We start from the raw sequence: 17822 nt of genomic DNA, 5'->3' as shown, positions 1-17822 counted from the left end.
GCTGGCTCTGACTCGTCGTTAAAAAAAGGGGGCTTGCGCCCCCTTTTATTAGATTAATGTTTTCACATCAAAATCTATATTTGTATCGGTATCGGCTTCGTAGTTAACCTCTTCGAATCCGAACCCAAACAACTTCAGGAACTCTTCTTTATAAGCAATGTAATCTGTTAACTGCTCCAGATTTTCATCGGTAATCGTCGGCCATATTTCGCGGCACGCCTGCTGCACGTCTTCACGCAGTTCCAGATCGTCCATGCGAATTCGCTGTTCGTCATCAAGTTTGGCATCATCGCCGTACAGGCTGGTTGTCATCAGACGATTAATTTGCTCAATACAACCTTCGTGGATCCCACGGTCTTTCATGAGCTTGAACACGATAGAAATATAAAGCGGCATGACAGGAATGGCTGAGGATGCCTGCGTCACAACAGACTTCAACACCGCGACGTTTGCAGCGCCGTTGAGAGGAGCCAGCTTGTTGCGTAACGCTTTTGCCGCCCGATCCAGATCTTCCTTCGCCTTACCAAGCGCGCCGTGCCAGTAAATAGGCCAGGTCAAATCCGTGCCGATGTAGGAGTAGGCAACGGTCTTCACGCCATCAGCCAGAACGCCTGCGTTATTCAGCGCATCAATCCACAGTTCCCAGTCCTCGCCACCCATCACGGTAACCGTATTACGCACTTCTTCTTCGGTTGCCGGTTCAATGCTGGCGGTGATGATCTGATCTTTGTTGGTATCAATGGCTTTAGAGGTATAAACCTCACCGATTGGCTTCAGCGCAGAGCGAACAACTTCGCCAGTTTTTGGCATCTTTCTGACCGGAGACGCCAGCGAATAAACCACTAAATCAATCTGGCCTAAGTCTTCTTTGATCAGCTGGATGACTTCGTCGCGGCACTCATCGGAGAACGCGTCGCCGTTGATGCTTTTCGAGTAAAGGCCTTCACGTTTCGCTGCTTCATCAAAAGCCGCAGAGTTATACCAGCCCGCAGAGCCAGGCTTGGTATCCGTGCCCGGTTTTTCAAAGAAAACACCGATAGTGGAAGCACCGCCGCCAAATGCTGCAGAAATTCTGGATGCAAGCCCATAACCAGTTGAAGCACCGATCACCAGCACACGCGCAGGGCCATCAGTGAGTTTTCCGTTTTTGCGGACATACTCGATTTGTTTGTTTACGTTGACCTGGCAACCAACCGGATGTGTGGTGGTACAGATGAATCCACGAATCTTGGGTTTAATTATCATGTTGATTTTAATCCATATTCAAAATTTCTTTAACATACATTTAATGATAACTCTTTTAGGAACGGTTGTAATGAAGAATACGCCTTCATAACCTAACCAAAAGATTGATAATGATTTTTTAAAAGGTAAATGTTATTAGATTTCAGCGTCATCATGGCGGCGCCAGAATACCTACGTTAATAAGATTTGAATCAGCATCTGTACAAAATACAACGCACAGGCGATCTGTATTATCCGAAACCCCCATCTGAGATAACGCCATTTGTGGCGTTCCCTGGCATCAGCCTGGGCAATGGCCGGCTCCGCAGGCTGTTTTTTCCGCCTGGCTTTAAGTGCATCCCATGCCCAAAGGGCAAGTAATAAAATAACTAAACCTTTTAAAAATAGGGGGTTATCCATAGCGGTTCTGGCGCTCCGGGCAGTCTGCTGATAAAGAAAACAGACTACCCGAAAGACAATACATTAACTATGGTTATCAGCGTTTATCGCATTACGCCCAGATATCCATGGATCCCCATATAGATCCCCACCAGCCCAATCAGCACGCTGGAGAAGTACGGGGCTCTTTTGGCCATCGTATTAAACCCGCTCCAGCGTTTTGCCACCTGGCGCACGCTCACCGCAGCCCCTACGCCGACGGTCACCAGAGTGAGCGCCAGCCCAATGCTGAAGCTGACCACCAGCGTGGCGCCCAGGGTTAAGGCTTTCAGCTGGATGCAGATGAGCAGTACGGTGATGGCGGCAGGGCAGGGAATGAGCCCCCCGGTCAGGCCGAACAGCAGGATCTGCCCGTTAGTCACTTCTCTGCCGGCGAAGCGGCGCTGAATATCATTAGCGTGAGCGCGCTCGTGGGCATCCTGATACTCTTTTGAATTGACCTCCAGCCCTTCCAGCGCGGCATGGTCGTGCTCGTGATGATGATGCTCATGGTCGTGATGATGGTGGTCATGGTCATGATGAACATCATGCGCCTGCATCCCTGCCAGCCAGCTCTTTTCCCCTTGCCAGGTGCGCCAGAACATCCATACCGCGGTGCTCAAAATAATGGCCGCAGAGATCAACTGTAGCCATGGTTCGGCTGATTCCGCGGTGAACCTGTTGCTAAGGTACATCCCGCCAAAGGCAATCAGCCAGACGATGGCGGTATGGGAAACCGTTGCGGCCAGCCCAAGCATCACGGCCTGTCGCACCGTGCCTTTAATGGCGATGATAAATGCTGCCATCATGGTTTTGGAATGGCCGGGCTCCAGGCCGTGTAAAGCGCCCAGTAAGATGGCGCTGGGAATAAAAAACCAGGCATTACCTTGCTGAAGAAGAGCGGAAAATTCGTTCATGAAAAGGCTTCTTTGTGAGTTATTGGCGCTCTGGATTCTACTCCCCCCCAGTACACTATACTACCCCCCAGTAGATCGCCGGTGTTACAATCAGCGTCGATTTTCAGGTTAACGAGGTGCCACGTGTCGCATACCATCCGTGATAAACAGAAGCTTAAAGCCCGTACCAATAAAATTCAGGGTCAGGTCGCGGCGCTGAAAAACATGCTGGATGAGCCGCACGAGTGTGCTGCGGTGCTGCAGCAGATTGCAGCGATCCGCGGGGCGGTAAACGGCCTGATGCGGGAAGTGATCAAAGGCCATCTCACTGAGCATATCGTTCATGAAGGCGATGAAGTGAAGCGTGAAGAGGATCTTGATGTGGTGCTGAAGGTGCTGGATTCATACATTAAATAAATGTTAACTTTTTGAAGCTGCACGCCAGCGCTATGTTAGTTCCCGAACCCATAATAACCACAGAGGCAATGTCATGGATAACGAACTGCTGGAAGCGGGATACCGGGCCTATACCGGTGAGAAAATTGATGTCTACTTCAATACCGGTATTTGTCAGCACGCGGGAAACTGCGTACGCGGCAGCGCCAGACTCTTCAACCTGAAACGTAAGCCGTGGATCATTCCTGATGAAGTGGATGTTGATACGGTTGTGCGTGTGATTGATACCTGCCCAAGCGGCGCACTCAAATACCGCCACAAATAAGCGAGAAACTATGGAAATTCAGGAAGGCCATAACAAATTTTATGTCAATGATGCCGAAGGCAACCAGGTCGCTGAGATCGTCTTTGTTCCTACCGGTGAACACCTCAGCATTATTGAGCATACCGATGTCGATCCCAGCCTGAAAGGACAGGGCGTGGGTAAACAGCTGGTGGCGAAGGTAGTGGAAAAGATGCGCGCAGAAAACCGCAAAATTATCCCCCTGTGCCCGTTTGCGAAACACGAATTTGATAACACCCGCGAGTATGACGATATCCGTGCCTGATACTCACTATGCAGCGCGCCGTCCTGTTTAGCGCGCTGCACCTTTATTACCCGCTACGCAATAAACATCACCGACACGCATAACACCCCGACAATCAGCGTCAGCACATTGCCGACGGAGCGGTAAGGCTTCAGGGCCGGGATCAGGAAGGTCGACAGGGTTGGCATGATAAACAGGATCATGGCGATAAGCGGCCCGCTGATGGCGTAGATCATTGAGATGGCATTGGGATTAATGCAGCACACCGCAAAGGTGATCAGCGAGACCCCCATCACCGACACGGCCCGATTAAAGGCGCGACTTTTCTTCACGCCAACCTGATTTAACCCTGATTTCACCATCTCCGTCGCCCCCTCAATCACGCCGAAATAGGTGCCAAGAAACGATTTCGACATCGCGATGATGGCCACCACAATCCCGGAGATCCCAAGCCAGGAAGGGGAGGAGGGCATCATCGACAGCGCAGAGAGAATGGTGACCCCTTCTTCTTTGGCGGCGACGATGTAGGACGGCGGGATAGACAGCAGGCAGCTGAAGACGAAGAACAGCACGCTCAGGCAGATGATCAGGTACGCCACCTTCATGATGCGGGTACATTTGCCCATCGCGGCGTCGCCATATTTCTCCTGTCTGTCGACGGCAAAGGTCGAAATAATCGGCGTATGGCTGAAGGCGAACACCATCACCGGAATGGAGATCCACACCTGGTGCAGGGTGTGTTTATCTACGCTCATCTGGCTGGTGAGCAGCGAGGGCTGCCAGCTGTGGGTAAGATACAGCGACACCAGCAGGAAGTAAGCAATCAGCGGGAAGACCAGAAAGCCCATCACCCGAATGGTGACATGACGCCCCATCAGGAAGATCAGATTTAACGTCAGCACCACGCCCAGGCTGACCAGCACCCGCACGGTCATATCCACCGTCATATGCTTCGCCAGCTGTTCGGTCAGGGAGTTGGTGATCGCCACGGCATAGATCTGCACCACCACAAAAAAGGCGACAAAGTAGAGCGTGGTGATCAGATTGCCGATCTTTTTCCCGTAGTAGTGCGTCACCGCACCGGTGATCCCTTCGCTACCTTTAGTTTTTGCCGAGAGGATGAACTGACATAACGCTTTGTGGGGCCAGTAGGTGAATGGATACGCCACGAGGGCGGTGATAAACAGGACGACAGCGCCCGCAGATCCCAGCTGGATGGGCAGAAACAGGGTTCCTGCGCCCACGGCCGTGCCGTACAGGGCAAAGCTCCAGAGGGTCTCTTCTTTAGACCAGATTTTCGACATGAGAGAAACGTATCAACTATAAAACCAACAAAAAGGAGACTATTTTACCATAATCATCAGTTGGCGTGGCGGTTGGCGCGGGTTTAAGCGGGCCGGAAAGCATTTCCGGCCGGAGGGATTACCAGGTGGCAGTCTGGCGCTGCTGGCGTCGCTTCATGATGCGATCGCGCAGGGTGTCGTACGCCCAGTTATAGACCATGGTGTACGGCAGGAAGAAAATAAAGAAGCCAATCTCTAAGGTGAATGCCTGCAGCAGACTCACGCCCAGCACCAGCGACACAATGCCGACGCCGATAAAAATAAACCCGACCTCAAAGCCGAGGGCGTGCAGCGCGCGGACTTTGGCGGTACGGGTGATGATATGCCGCGGCCACAGCTTGTCGAACCCGGCGTTATAGATGATGTTCCAGATCATCGCCGTGGTGGCGAGCAGAATGGTTAATCCGCCCATCTCCAGCACCGGACGCTGCATCAGCCAGGCGGTGGTCGGGGCGAGGATCGCCGTGGCGATGCCCTCGAAACAGACGGCGTGAAAGATACGCTCCGGCAGTTTTCGGTGTTGAATATCGTTGTGCTGCATAACCTGATACCTCATTAACCTGCCAGAATGGGCAGAATCAGGCCGCTATTTTTATCGTTAAAACTGATATATAAAAGTTAGATTCCATCGATAATGTAGATACATCATGCGCTACTCCCCTGAAGCCTTAACGGCCTTTGTCGAGACGGTTGCCGCTGGCTCGTTCTCCGCCGCCGCCCGTCGTCTGCGTAAAAGCCAGTCCACCATCAGCACCGCCATCGCCCATCTGGAAGACGACCTCGGGTTTGCGCTGTTCGATCGCAGCGCTCGCCAGCCGGTACTCACCGCTCAGGGCAAGCAGGTGCTGGGCTACGTTCAGTCGATCCTTGCCGCCAGCGCGCGCCTTGACGAGCTGGCGGTCTCCCTCAGCGAAGAGACCGAAGCGCGGCTGAGCTTTGTGCTCTCCGATACCCTGCACCCGGACGTGCTGGAGGAGATGCTGTATCGTTTTGATGAGCGTTTTCCCCACACCGAATTCGAGTGCCTGATTGGCGAAGATGAGGATGTCATCGACCTGCTGCAAAAAGGGCGGGCGCACATCGGCCTTACCGAGGCGCGGGAGAGCTATCCCACCGACATTGCCGCCGTTCGCCTGCCGATGCAGACCCACATGGCGATCTATACCTCCGCCACCCATCCCCTCGCCGCGCAAAGACGCACTGAGGCCGATGAGCTGCACGGCTGGCGGGAGCTGCGCCTGAACACCTATCTGGAGCGCGAACCGGTACTGGCCCAGGGGCCGGTGTGGTCGGCACCTAACTACCTGATGTTGCTCAGCATGGCGGTGCAGGGCTTCGGCTGGTGCGCGCTGCCCTGTGCGCTGGTCGCGGAGTTCGCACCCTCGAATGCGCTGGTGCAGATTAACGTACCGGGCTGGCCGCGTTCGGTGGCAATCGATCTGGTGTGGAATAAACGCTCTCCGCCGGGGACGGCGGGAAACTGGCTGCGGCACTGGCTTCAGCACCAGGCGGATCCGGTGTGATGAATACGACATTCACCTGATCGGTACCGAAATATAAAAGGTCTACACTTAATGGGGTGAATTAACCGGCGAGAAGAGACATGAACGCTACACATACCATTACACCCCGCGTGCTGATGCTCTCAGCCAGAGACTGGGTGCCTAACCATCCCCATCTGCCGGTGCTGATCTATAAAGGGGCGATACTGGAAGGCGATCATGCCAGCCAGTTTGAACAACGCTTTGCCGACAACGGGTGGCCGCCCCAGTGGCGCGATGGGATTTTCGATTATCACCATTACCACTCCACTGCCCATGAAGTGTTGGGGATTGCCCGGGGAACGGCGCGCCTCGTGATTGGCGGCCCGGGGGGGAGAGGAGCTGGAGGTAGAAGCCGGGGACGCCCTGTTATTGCCGGCGGGAACCGGGCATTGCCGTTTATCTGCAACGCTCGATTTTCAGGTGGTGGGGGCGTATCCGCCGGGGATGGAGTTCGATCTGTGTAAGCAGGCGGCGACGCCGGCAATACTGGCCCGTATCGTTGCGCTGCCGTTTCCTGAGTCGGATCCGTTAAATGGCAACGAGCCCGCTTTAACCCAGTACTGGAAATCTCCGCCCTTCAGCCAGTGAAGGGCGGAACAGGGTTACTTGCCGGTATAAATATCAAAGCTGAAGTATTTTGAGGCGAGCTTTTTATAGGTCCCGTCGGCCAGGATCGCCGCGATGGCGCCGTTCAGCTCCTGGCGCAGCTTGTCATCCTCTTTGCGCAGGCCAATTGCCGCTCCGGCACCAAACAGGGCATCGTCCTGCAGTGCAGTGCCGACAAAGGCAAACTCTTTACCCTGCGGCTTGTTGAGGAAGCTGTACTCCGCCATCACCCCGGAGAGCACCGCGCCGTCAATGCGCCCGGACTCGAGGTCGCGGATCACCTGATCGGCACCCTGATAGGCCACGACGTTAACGCCCTTGCCGCGCCACTGCTCATTGGCATAAGTCTCCTGAGCGGACCCCTGCTCAACCCCGATGGTTTTCCCTTTCAGCTGATCCACACTGTTGCTGGCGAGACTGTTTTTACGCGCCACCAGGAAGGCCGGGCCGCTGTAAATCTTGTCGCTGAAGGCAATCTGCTTTTTACGTTTGTCGGTGATATACATCCCGGAGAGGATGGCATCAAATTTACGCGCCTTCAGGGAAGGAATGATGCCGTCGAAGTTGCTTTCAACCCAGACGCATTTCGCCTGCAGCTGCTGACAGATGGCATTGCCCAGATCGATATCAAAACCGACCACCTCGCCCTGCGGGTTTTTTGACTCGAAGGGGGCGAAGGTCGGATCCACGCCGAAACGCAGCTCTTTGGTCTCTGCTGCAAAGGCAGACGATGTCGCCAGCAGAGCGACCAGCGGTAAAAGGTATTTTTTCATTATCTGTCCCTGTCTTAACGGCAATAGTTTTCAACCAAACGGGCAAAGAAGGAGGCCCCGGTGGTAATGATCTCGTCATTGAAGTCGTAGCCGGGGTTATGCACCATGCAGCCGCCTTTTTCCCCTTTCTCGCCGTTGCCCAGCAGGAAATAGCTGCCCGGACGCTGCTGGAGCATAAAGGCAAAATCTTCACTGCCATTGGACGGGGAGACGCTGTCGAGTACCGCCTCCTCGCCAAAGAATTCGACGGCCAGCTGGCGGGCGAAAGCGGTCTGTTCCGCATCGTTGACCAGCACCGGGTAGGAGTCATAGATCTCCACTTCGCTGGTGGCGCCATAGCTGCGGGCGGTGAAATCGGTAAGCTCCTGAATGCGGCGGATCAGCAGGTCGCGGATCTCCGGCTTCATCGAACGCACCGTCAGCTCCATCACCGCGCTGTCCGGGATCACGTTGGAGGCAATGCCCGCCTGGAAGGTCCCGACCGTCACCACGGCGGTTTCACCCGGCGGCACGTTACGCGCCACGATGCTTTGCAGGGACATGATCAGGGCGGCCCCGGTCACGATCGGATCCACGGTGCGTTCCGGGTGCGCGCCATGCCCGCCGTACCCTTTCAGGGTAATTTTCACGGTATCGGCGGAGGCCATAAAGTTGCCTTCATAGAAGCCAAACTTACCGGTCGGCAGGTAAGGCATATTGTGCAGGGCAAAAATACGGTCGCAGGGGAAGCGGTCAAACAGCCCGTCTTTAATCATTAAATCCGCGCCGCCAATCGCCTCTTCGGCCGGCTGGAAGATAAGGTGCACGGTGCCGTTAAACTGGCAGGCGTCAGAGGCAATATACTTCGCCGCGGCCAGTAAAATCGCCGTGTGGCCGTCGTGGCCGCAGGCGTGCATTTTACCCGGGACGGTGCTGGCCCAGGGCAGATCGGTGGCTTCAAAGATGGGTAATGCGTCCATATCGGCACGCAGGCCGATGGATTTGCTGCCCTGGCCTTTGCTGAGCGAGCCGACCACACCGGTTTTTCCGATTTCGCGCGTCACCTGATAACCCCAGCCTTCGAGCTGGCGAGCCACCAGATTGCTGGTATTAAACTCTTCGAGGCTTAATTCAGGATTGGCATGTAAATGACGGCGGATGGCGATGATTTCTTCTTCTGATTCTTTTATTTCTGGAATGATACAGTCGGACATTTGTTACTCCAGTGTAAACGCGTGTTTGCATCTCCTAACTTATCGCCGCGCCGTCATAATGCAAATGCGTTATCTAATAATTACCGTGTTAATTATAAGTTGTGTGAATACATGCAGGCTTTACGTCGAGGTGTGCAAAATGAATGGCCGATCCTTTGTGATAAAACTCACTTTTTTTAAACAATTACATCATTAGTTGATAACACATACTCTACTATGTGCGGTGTCATTTTGCGCAGAGGTTGAGATGAAAGACGTCGTGATAGGGGGTGCGTTGCGCACAGCAATTGGCTGTTTCCAGGGAGCGCTCTCACGCCACTCGGCGGTAGATCTGGGCAGCGTGGTGGTCCGCGCGCTGGTGGAGCGCAGTGGCATTGAGGCCCACGAGGTCGATGAGGTGATCCTTGGTCAGGTGCTGACCGCAGGGGCCGGGCAAAACCCTGCCCGTCAGGCCGCGCTGAAGGGGGGATTACCTAACACCGTCTCTGCCATTACCATTAACGACGTCTGTGGCTCCGGGCTCAAGGCGCTGCATCTGGCAACCCAGGCGATCCAGTGCGGTGAAGCCGACGTGGTGATCGCCGGTGGCCAGGAGAACATGAGCCGCGCGCCGCACGTTCTGACCGACAGCCGCACGGGCGCCCAGCTGGGGAACAGCCAGCTTATCGACAGCCTGGTGCATGACGGGCTGTGGGATGCCTTCAACGATTACCATATGGGTGTCACGGCGGAAAACCTGGCCCGGGAATACGGGATCTCCCGTGAGCGGCAGGACGCCTACGCCCTCAGCTCACAGCATAAAGCCCGGGCCGCAATCGATGCGGGCCGCTTCCGGGATGAGATTGTCCCGGTCAGCGCGCAGAAGCAGAGCGGTGAACCACTGCTGGTAGATACCGATGAGCAGCCGCGAACCGACGCCAGCGCCGAAGGGCTGGCGTTACTCAATCCGGCTTTTGAACTCACCGGTTCCGTGACCGCCGGAAATGCCTCCTCTATTAACGACGGCGCTGCTGCGGTCATGATGATGAGCGAGAGCAAAGCCGAAGCGCTGAATCTGCCGGTGCTGGCGCGGATCAAAGCCTTTGCCAGCGTCGGTGTGGATCCTGCTTTAATGGGGATCGCCCCGGTGCATGCCACGCGCCGCTGCCTGGAGCGGGCAGGGTGGCAGCTGGCGGATGTCGATCTCATCGAAGTCAACGAAGCCTTTGCTGCCCAGGCGCTGTCGGTGGGCAAAATGCTGGAGTGGGATGAGCGCCGGGTCAATGTTAACGGCGGGGCGATTGCGCTCGGCCACCCTATAGGTGCGTCAGGCTGTCGTATTCTGGTCTCGCTGGTGCATGAGATGGTGAAACGCGATGCCCGTAAAGGGCTGGCCACGCTGTGCATAGGCGGCGGACAGGGCGTGGCGTTAGCCATAGAAAGATAAGCACCTTGATAAATATCAATCAAAATAAGCCTCCCACCGCGGAGGCTTATTTGTTTGTGATAGCCGTCATATTTTTACTCTTGTAAGTAAATCCTCAAACCTCCCCGAAATATTTACCACATTAATTGAATCTCTAATAACACTTTAGTGTGATCGCGATCCGTTAAATTCCGCTTAAAAACCCTCTTTTGTTGATATTGCTCACGCCTGGCTTTGCCAAAAAAAATGAAACAAATATTTACGATCATGATCACTAAAATTACGTGTTTAAAAAAATAAAATGCAATTCCATAAAAACGAAACATCATTTTAAACGAGGGTTTTTCCATGTTTAAGAAATCTCTGGTCCTTGCATCACTTATTGGCGCTTCTTTCGCAGCTCAGGCTGTCACCGTGGATCTGCGTCATGAATATATTGATAACGGCTCGAACGCAGACCGTGCTGCGGTTTCGCACCGTTTTGAAAATGGTTTTGGTTTTTCAGTAGAAGCGAAATGGAAATCCGGCGGCGATAAAGCCGATCAGCCATTTGCGGATGTGGTCGGTAATGGTCACGAAGACCAGATTAGCTGGCGCTGGAAAGCAACCCCGAATATTGCGTTAACACCAGGCTTTACGGTTGAAAGTAAAGACAGCTTCACCATTTATAAACCGTATCTGCATGCACAATATAGCTTCGATAATGGCTTCTACGTTGCCGCTCGTTATCGTTATGACTATACCCGTTATCCGTCAAGCGCGAATAAAGACGACGACAAAGTTAACCGTGGCGATGCGTGGGTTGGCTGGGTGATGGGCGACTGGCGTACCGAGCTGAACTATGTATACGCTAAAAGTTCAGAAGGCGTAATCCGTAATAACAATAAAGATTACTCCCAGGAATATAACGTCAAGCTGGCGTACAAAATTGATAAAAACTGGTCCCCGTACGGTGAAGTGGGTAACGTTGGTGTGAAAGAGACCGATGAGCGTCAGACCCGTCTGCGTGTCGGTGTAGCCTACTCCTTCTAATAACAAGCAGTACCTCCGGGATTAACCGGCTCGAAAGAGCCGGTTTTTTTATGCCTGCAATTTATTACTGCGCCGATACAGGGATAAAAAAAAGCCCTCCATAAAGGAGGGCAAGGCCAGTTACAGGAACACAAACACAAACACAAACATTTATTCACGCAACAGTTCAGGTTGCTCAGGAAGCTTCGCAATATAGAGAGCGGGTTTGCCGTCTTTATCGGAGCTAAACAGGACCGCTTTATCATCCGGGGTAAAGGATGGGTGCGGATGGGTCACCTGGCGGCTGTTCGCCACGGTTGCCCAGGAGGTGTCGTGACGCGCGATGCGGAAGTAGGCCTTTTTCGCCACGTCGAACGCATAGAGATAAGGATCGTTATCGATGGTGTAACCGCTGGTGTCCTTCACGTCGACCGGGGTACCGGAACCGTCACCCACCAGCATTGTGCCGTCAAAGTTACTCATCAGATGCGAACAGGCCGGCATTTGCATTACCGCGCTGTTCTCGCCGGTATCCGGATTGAAGCTGTACACGGTACGGCCTTGTTGACCTTTCAGATAAGAGACATACACCAGCGCCGAGCCGTTCGGTACCCAGAATTCATGGGTGCAGCTTTCGCCTTCCGCATGCTCTTTAACCTTACGCACGTTGCTGCCGTCTTCGTTGACCATCCACATACGGGCATCCACCAGATCGTGCGGGCCTTCGTGGCAAAACGCGACGGTGCTGTCGTCAAACGGACGGTAAATCGGATGGCCGAGCCAGTTTTTCTCTTCGTGGATCACGCTGCTTTCGCCGGTCTGCAGATCGACGCGCAGCAGGCGACAGTGCGGGCCCTTATGGAAGAAGTCGTGGAAGATTTTCCAGTCGTTCAGCGGGGTCCAGTCGCTCTTCGCAATTTCGATCCCCACCAGTTTGGTGCAGTCAGAGTTGGCCACCCAGGTGCCGTAGCCGACCCAGTCGTCGCTGACGCGGTACACTTCGCGCTCGACAAGCGTCGTCAGATTGACTTCCAGCAGGGTGCGATCATTCTTAACGTAATAGAGGGATTTATCGTCCGGCGACAGGAAGCCGCCGAAGGTGTTATCCCCCGCGCCTTCGGTTAACTGCACCGCTTCGGCCTTTTTCAGATCCAGCAGGTAGTAGTTCCAGTGGCCATCGAATTCGCCGGCAAACAGCAGATGGCTACCGTCGTTAAAAAAGCACTTTTGATAGAAGTAGTTACGATGACAGGTAACTTCAGGTGGGGTCAGGCGGGTCACTTCCACGCCTGTATCCGGATCGCGACTGACCTCATAGTTCAGTTTGACCCGCATGCCTTTTGCCATGATGCACTCCTTGAATTCGACAGCAGGATTTTGCCTGCGGTCCGATCGGTAAAATATGAGTTTAAAAACTGGGTGTTAAAATATCAAAACATCGTTTCAGTGTGTGTGACTGGTGGCGCACTTCTGAAGTAAAAGCCCACAAAATCATCACTCTCTTTACATCTGTTCAGATTTTTATCATCCCGGCATCAATTTTTTATTCTTATATAACCTATTGTTTAAATTGCAAATTAATTCGGAGATTTTAAAAGAAGCTTTTAAGAAAGCGATGTCAACTCCCTGACATTCGTGATCGCAACTGCAATTTTGAGATTAACTTACAGAAAAAGTGAAACATCGTTTTAAATGTAATTGAAAACCCATTTCACAGCAGATAATATGTGCCCATCATGAAAACGGAACACCGTTTTGTTAATTATCCAGGCCTTCGGGGCCGATAAATTCTGGAGGTTAATGTGGAAGTCAGACAAAGCATCCACAGCGCGCATGCAAAAACGCTGGATACCCAGGGTCTGCGCGATGAGTTTTTAGTCGAGAAAGTGTTTGTCGCGGATGAGTACACCATGGTGTACAGCCACATTGACCGCATTATCGTTGGCGGCATTAAGCCGGTGACCAAAACGGTCTCCGTCGGTGGCGAAGTGGGCAAGCAGCTCGGCGTCAGCTTCTTCCTTGAGCGTCGTGAGCTGGGCGTGATTAACATCGGCGGCCCGGGCACCATCACCGTTGACGGTCAGTGCTACGAGATCGGCCATCGCGATGCCCTGTACGTCGGGAAAGGCGCGCAGGAAGTGGTCTTTGCCAGCGTCGATAGCAGCAAACCGGCGAAGTTCTACTATAACTGCGCCCCGGCACACACCACCTATCCAACCAAAAAAAGTGACCCCGGCAGACGTTGCGCCAGTCACTCTGGGTGACAACCTCACCAGTAACCGCCGCACCATTAACAAATACTTCGTTCCTGATGTGCTGGAAACCTGCCAGCTCAGCATGGGTCTGACCGAGCTTGATCCGGGCAACCTGTGGAACACCATGCCGTGCCATACCCATGAGCGCCGCATGGAAGTGTACTTCTACTTCAACATGGAAGAAGACGCCTGTGTATTCCACATGATGGGACAGCCGCAGGAGACGCGCCATGTCGTGATGCATAACGAGCAGGCGGTGATCTCACCAAGCTGGTCTATTCACTCGGGCGTGGGCACGCGTGCCTATACCTTCATCTGGGGCATGGTGGGTGAAAACCAGGTCTTTGATGATATGGACCACGTAGCCGTTAAGGATCTGCGCTAGTCGCGGACAGTTAAGCACAAACTTGCCTGTTCGTTCAGGCGCTGAAAGATAAAGGATAAAAAATGATTCTTGATGCATTTTCTCTGCAGGGTAAAGTTGCGGTCGTTACCGGTTGTGATACCGGTCTGGGCCAGGGTATGGCGGTCGGTCTGGCAGAAGCCGGCTGCGACATCGTCGGGATCAACATCGTTGAGCCACAGGAGACCATCGAGCGTGTTACCGCGCTGGGCCGTCGTTTCCTGAGCCTGACCGCCGATCTGCGTAAAATCGACGCTATCCCTGAGCTGCTGGATCGTGCGGTGGCTGAATTCGGTAAAATCGACATCCTGGTCAACAACGCCGGTCTGATCCGTCGTGAAGACGCGATCAACTTCAGCGAGCAGGACTGGGACGACGTGATGAACCTGAACATCAAGAGCGTTTTCTTCATGTCCCAGGCGGCAGCGAAGCACTTCATCGCGCAGGGCAACGGCGGCAAAATCATTAATATCGCCTCCATGCTCTCCTTCCAGGGCGGCATCCGCGTGCCTTCTTACACCGCCTCCAAAAGCGGCGTAATGGGCGTGACCCGTCTGCTGGCGAACGAATGGGCGCAGCACAACATCAACGTTAACGCCATCGCACCGGGCTACATGGCGACCAACAACACCCAGCAGCTGCGTGCTGACGAAGAGCGCAGCGCGGCGATCCTCGAGCGTATCCCGGCGGGGCGTTGGGGTCTGCCAAGCGATCTGATGGGCCCGGTTGTGTTCCTGGCGTCCAGCGCTTCTGACTACATCAACGGCTACACCGTAGCGGTTGACGGCGGCTGGCTGGCGCGTTAATTCTCGCCCCTGCCAATAAACCTCTGCCCCCGGGCGGAGGTTTTTTTGTCCTGAATCAGACATTGTCCATATTAGTAAAAGAGGAAAATCCATAGTCATTTTACGAAAATGACGGGCATCACATCTTTATCGTCTACAAATCATGCTTTTAACACAAAGTGGGGAATATTCATCCTTGTTTTAAATTGTAATGTCCATCACAGATCGCCCCTTGCCAGCCAATAAATCCATATTTTCACGTTATACGACCTGACACTTTTTCAGGGTTTCTCGTAATTTCATTTAACGTCTTACGCTGTTCAGGCAGGAAAATATGACATCAATAAACGACTCTACCTTTATGCCCCGCGCCCTGCGCGATACCCGCAGGATGAACCTGTTTGTGTCCGTTTCCGCGGCGGTGGCCGGTCTGCTGTTTGGGCTGGATATCGGCGTGATTGCCGGTGCGCTACCTTTTATCACCGATCACTTTACGCTCAGCAATCGCCTGCAGGAGTGGGTGGTGAGCAGTATGATGCTGGGGGCAGCAGTCGGTGCCCTGTTCAACGGCTGGCTCTCATTCCGCCTGGGCCGAAAATACAGCCTGATGGTGGGCGCCGTTCTGTTTGTGGCCGGCTCGCTGGGCTCCGCGTTTGCCACGGGCGTGGAGGCGCTACTGCTTTCTCGCGTGCTGCTGGGCGTGGCCGTGGGGATTGCCTCCTACACCGCCCCCCTCTATCTCTCCGAGATGGCGAGCGAAAACGTTCGCGGCAAAATGATCAGCATGTATCAGCTGATGGTGACGCTCGGTATCGTACTGGCCTTTCTCTCTGATACGTATTTCAGCTACAGCGGCAACTGGCGCGCGATGCTGGGGGTTCTGGCACTACCGGCGGTATTGCTGATTGTGCTGGTGATCTTTTTGCCCAACAGCCCACGCTGGCTGGCGCAAAAAGGGCGACACGTCGAGGCGGAGGAAGTGCTGCGGATGCTGCGCGATACCTCTGAGAAAGCGCGGGAAGAGCTGAACGAGATCCGCGAAAGCCTCAAGCTGAAACAGGGTGGCTGGTCGTTATTCAAAATTAACCGCAACGTCCGTCGCGCGGTCTTCCTCGGCATGCTGTTGCAGGCGATGCAGCAGTTTACCGGCATGAATATCATCATGTATTACGCGCCACGTATTTTTAAAATGGCCGGATTCACCACCACCGAACAGCAGATGATCGCCACCCTGGTGGTGGGGCTGACCTTTATGTTTGCCACCTTTATTGCGGTGTTTACCGTCGATAAAGCGGGTCGCAAACCGGCCCTCAAAATTGGTTTTAGCGTGATGGCGCTGGGGACGCTGATCCTCGGCTACTGCCTGATGCAGTTTGATAACGGTACGGCGTCCAGCAGCTTGTCCTGGCTCTCCGTGGGGATGACGATGATGTGCATCGCGGGTTACGCGATGAGTGCTGCCCCGGTAGTGTGGATCCTGTGCTCTGAAATTCAGCCGCTGAAATGCCGCGACTTCGGGATCACCTGTTCCACCACCACCAACTGGGTGTCGAACATGATCATTGGCGCCACCTTCCTGACTCTGCTGGATGCTATCGGCGCGGCGGGCACCTTCTGGCTCTATACGGTGTTGAACGTGGTCTTTATTGGCATCACCTTCTGGCTGATCCCCGAAACCAAAGGCGTCACCCTGGAGCACATCGAGCGCAAGCTGATGTCCGGGGAGAAGTTAAGAAATATCGGCGTGTGAGGTTAACGCCCGGCGGCGCTTTGCTTGCCGGGCCGACAAAACCGTAGGCCGGGTAAGGCGTAGCCGCCACCCGGCTTTTTTCACACCCGAGCGAGATACAGCGCCGGCATCCCTTCTTCGTCCGAGGTATACAGCACCCACTTATTGTCCGGTGAAAACGACGGATGCGGGTGGGTGACCTGGCGATCGCCGTCCAGCACTTTCCAGCTGGTGTTGTGCTGGCAGACGGCGGTTTGCGTGCCTTGTGCAATATCGAACACCCAGATGAAGGGATCGTTGAGGCTGATATCCCCGGTATTGTGCGGGGCGCCATCGCCGACGATCAGCGAGCCGTCGTGGTTACTCATCAGGTGGGAGCAGGGCGGGATCGCCATCAGCTGACGGTTTTCCAGCGTTTGCGGATCGGCGCTGAACAGATAGCGCTTAGGATCGTTCTCCTTGTGCGCCACGTAATAGAGCGCCGAGCCGTCCGGCACCCAGAACTCGTGGGTAAAACTCTCGCCCGTGCCGTGCTGGCGCACCTTGCGCAGATTGCTGCCATCCTCATTGATCAACCACATGCGCGCATCGATCGCGTCGCGCGGGCCCTCGTGACAAAAGGCTACCGTACTGTCGTCGAACGGACGGTAAATCGGGTGTCCAAGCCAGCGTTTCTCCTGCAAAATCACCCGCCGTTCACCGGTTTGCAGGTCGATGTTGATCAGGCGGCATTCCGGGTTGGTGAAGTAAAACGCGCGGAACTTGCTCCAGTCGGTGAGCGGCTGCCAGTCGCTTTTTTTGATCTCGATGCCTACCAGCTTCGTGCAGTCAGAGTTCGCCACCCAGGTACCGTAGGCCACCCAGTCGTTATCGACCTCATACACCACATACTCTTCCAGAGTCTCAAGATCGACGCGGCGCAATTCGCGGCTATTTTTCACGTACCACAGAGAAGCATCGTCCGCGGAGAGAAAGCCGCCGAAGGTATTGTCGCCAGCGCCGTCGGTCAGCTGGGTCGCCTTTTGCTGTTCAATGTCGAGCAGGTAGTAGTTCCAGTGGCCCTCAAAGGCGCCGCCAAAGATCAGCTTGCTGCCATCGCGGGTAAAACATTTCTGATAGAAATAGTTACGGTGACAGATGATGTGCGGCGGCGTCAGGCGTATCACCTCGTGTCCGGTTTGGCTGTCCTGCCGGGTGCGAAAACTCAGGGGGATAATTTTTCCTTTCATGGCAT

General features: G+C 54.3%; 19 protein-coding genes and 1 pseudogene. 11 read left to right on the top strand and 9 right to left on the bottom strand.

The features are described 5' to 3' along the window. Window positions 1-48: 48 nt before the first annotated feature. The 3 genes from fabV to AAHB66_RS19020 form a co-directional block, all read right to left on the bottom strand. The gene (fabV, locus tag AAHB66_RS19030) at window positions 49-1245 is read right to left on the bottom strand and encodes an enoyl-ACP reductase FabV (RefSeq protein WP_347114084.1); all 1197 of its coding nucleotides are present in this window, start codon (window positions 1243-1245) and stop codon (window positions 49-51) included. Between the two features lie 171 nt (window positions 1246-1416). Then, window positions 1417-1644, bottom strand: coding sequence for a hypothetical protein (locus AAHB66_RS19025; RefSeq protein ID WP_347114083.1), 228 nt, complete (start codon window positions 1642-1644; stop codon window positions 1417-1419). A gap of 83 nt (window positions 1645-1727) precedes the next feature. After that, the gene (locus AAHB66_RS19020) at window positions 1728-2579 is read right to left on the bottom strand and encodes a nickel/cobalt efflux protein RcnA (RefSeq protein ID WP_347114082.1); all 852 of its coding nucleotides are present in this window, start codon (window positions 2577-2579) and stop codon (window positions 1728-1730) included. A gap of 123 nt (window positions 2580-2702) precedes the next feature. Between AAHB66_RS19020 and rcnR the strand changes: the two genes are divergently transcribed. The 3 genes from rcnR to AAHB66_RS19005 all read left to right on the top strand — a co-directional run bounded on the left by rcnR (window position 2703) and on the right by AAHB66_RS19005 (window position 3562). Beyond that, window positions 2703-2975, top strand: coding sequence for a Ni(II)/Co(II)-binding transcriptional repressor RcnR (rcnR, locus tag AAHB66_RS19015; RefSeq protein WP_347114081.1), 273 nt, complete (start codon window positions 2703-2705; stop codon window positions 2973-2975). Window positions 2976-3048: 73 nt separating this feature from the next. After that, window positions 3049-3279 carry a 4Fe-4S mono-cluster protein YjdI gene (yjdI, locus tag AAHB66_RS19010; protein ID WP_333853799.1) on the top strand — a complete coding sequence of 77 codons (231 nt, stop codon included), beginning with the start codon at window positions 3049-3051 and terminating at the stop codon, window positions 3277-3279. Between the two features lie 10 nt (window positions 3280-3289). Then, a complete protein-coding gene (locus AAHB66_RS19005) occupies window positions 3290-3562 on the top strand; it encodes a GNAT family N-acetyltransferase (RefSeq protein ID WP_039029866.1) in 273 nt (90 codons plus the stop codon). Between the two features lie 53 nt (window positions 3563-3615). Here the strand turns inward: AAHB66_RS19005 and AAHB66_RS19000 are convergent, their stop codons facing one another. Both AAHB66_RS19000 and AAHB66_RS18995 read right to left on the bottom strand, forming a co-directional pair. After that, a complete protein-coding gene (locus AAHB66_RS19000) occupies window positions 3616-4845 on the bottom strand; it encodes an amino acid permease (protein WP_347114080.1) in 1230 nt (409 codons plus the stop codon). A gap of 118 nt (window positions 4846-4963) precedes the next feature. Further along, a complete protein-coding gene (locus tag AAHB66_RS18995) occupies window positions 4964-5425 on the bottom strand; it encodes a multidrug/biocide efflux PACE transporter (protein WP_347114079.1) in 462 nt (153 codons plus the stop codon). A gap of 106 nt (window positions 5426-5531) precedes the next feature. On the opposite strand from AAHB66_RS18995, the gene AAHB66_RS18990 reads away from it, so the two are divergent. From AAHB66_RS18990 to AAHB66_RS18980, 3 genes are all read left to right on the top strand, one after another. After that, window positions 5532-6407, top strand: coding sequence for a LysR family transcriptional regulator (locus tag AAHB66_RS18990; protein WP_347114078.1), 876 nt, complete (start codon window positions 5532-5534; stop codon window positions 6405-6407). An 80-nt stretch (window positions 6408-6487) separates the two neighbouring features. Then, window positions 6488-6892 (top strand): hypothetical protein, encoded by a 405-nt coding sequence (locus tag AAHB66_RS18985; RefSeq protein ID WP_347114077.1) that lies wholly within the window; start codon window positions 6488-6490, stop codon window positions 6890-6892. Further along, entirely contained in the window at window positions 6873-7016 is a 144-nt protein-coding gene (locus AAHB66_RS18980; protein ID WP_347114076.1) for a hypothetical protein, read from the top strand. The genes AAHB66_RS18985 and AAHB66_RS18980 overlap by 20 nt, the downstream gene beginning before the upstream one ends. A 14-nt stretch (window positions 7017-7030) precedes the next feature. Here AAHB66_RS18980 and AAHB66_RS18975 read toward each other — a convergent pair whose 3' ends face one another. Both AAHB66_RS18975 and AAHB66_RS18970 read right to left on the bottom strand, forming a co-directional pair. Continuing rightward, window positions 7031-7807, bottom strand: coding sequence for an ABC transporter substrate-binding protein (locus AAHB66_RS18975; RefSeq protein ID WP_347114075.1), 777 nt, complete (start codon window positions 7805-7807; stop codon window positions 7031-7033). A 14-nt stretch (window positions 7808-7821) separates the two neighbouring features. Next, complete coding sequence (locus tag AAHB66_RS18970) at window positions 7822-9000, bottom strand: M20 aminoacylase family protein (protein WP_347114074.1); 1179 nt, start codon at window positions 8998-9000, stop codon at window positions 7822-7824. A 247-nt stretch (window positions 9001-9247) separates the two neighbouring features. Between AAHB66_RS18970 and AAHB66_RS18965 the strand changes: the two genes are divergently transcribed. Then, on the top strand, window positions 9248-10426 hold the full coding sequence (locus AAHB66_RS18965) for an acetyl-CoA C-acetyltransferase (RefSeq protein ID WP_347114073.1): 1179 nt from the start codon (window positions 9248-9250) through the stop codon (window positions 10424-10426). A 327-nt stretch (window positions 10427-10753) separates the two neighbouring features. Continuing rightward, window positions 10754-11437: a porin gene (locus AAHB66_RS18960; protein ID WP_347114072.1), complete on the top strand. Its 684-nt coding sequence runs from the start codon at window positions 10754-10756 to the stop codon at window positions 11435-11437. Window positions 11438-11587: 150 nt separating this feature from the next. On the opposite strand, the gene AAHB66_RS18955 is transcribed toward AAHB66_RS18960, so the two are convergent. Beyond that, the gene (locus AAHB66_RS18955) at window positions 11588-12763 is read right to left on the bottom strand and encodes an oligogalacturonate lyase family protein (RefSeq protein ID WP_347114071.1); all 1176 of its coding nucleotides are present in this window, start codon (window positions 12761-12763) and stop codon (window positions 11588-11590) included. Between the two features lie 455 nt (window positions 12764-13218). Between AAHB66_RS18955 and kduI the strand changes: the two are divergent. The 3 genes and pseudogenes from kduI to AAHB66_RS18940 all read left to right on the top strand — a co-directional run bounded on the left by kduI (window position 13219) and on the right by AAHB66_RS18940 (window position 16609). Then, window positions 13219-14056, top strand: a pseudogene (gene kduI / locus AAHB66_RS18950) (5-dehydro-4-deoxy-D-glucuronate isomerase). A gap of 62 nt (window positions 14057-14118) precedes the next feature. Beyond that, on the top strand, window positions 14119-14880 hold the full coding sequence (gene kduD / locus AAHB66_RS18945; RefSeq protein WP_032613810.1) for a 2-dehydro-3-deoxy-D-gluconate 5-dehydrogenase KduD: 762 nt from the start codon (window positions 14119-14121) through the stop codon (window positions 14878-14880). Between the two features lie 313 nt (window positions 14881-15193). After that, window positions 15194-16609: a sugar porter family MFS transporter gene (locus AAHB66_RS18940; RefSeq protein WP_347114070.1), complete on the top strand. Its 1416-nt coding sequence runs from the start codon at window positions 15194-15196 to the stop codon at window positions 16607-16609. 80 nt (window positions 16610-16689) lie between these two features. Here the strand turns inward: AAHB66_RS18940 and AAHB66_RS18935 are convergent, their stop codons facing one another. Beyond that, window positions 16690-17817 (bottom strand): oligogalacturonate lyase family protein, encoded by a 1128-nt coding sequence (locus AAHB66_RS18935; RefSeq protein ID WP_347114069.1) that lies wholly within the window; start codon window positions 17815-17817, stop codon window positions 16690-16692. Window positions 17818-17822 lie beyond the last annotated feature (5 nt).

Source organism: Leclercia sp. S52, from assembly GCF_039727615.1.
Lineage (GTDB): Bacteria > Pseudomonadota > Gammaproteobacteria > Enterobacterales > Enterobacteriaceae > Enterobacter > Enterobacter adecarboxylatus_B.
Note: the sequence above shows the minus strand (reverse complement) of the source record. Positions and strands in the feature narration are given on the sequence as shown.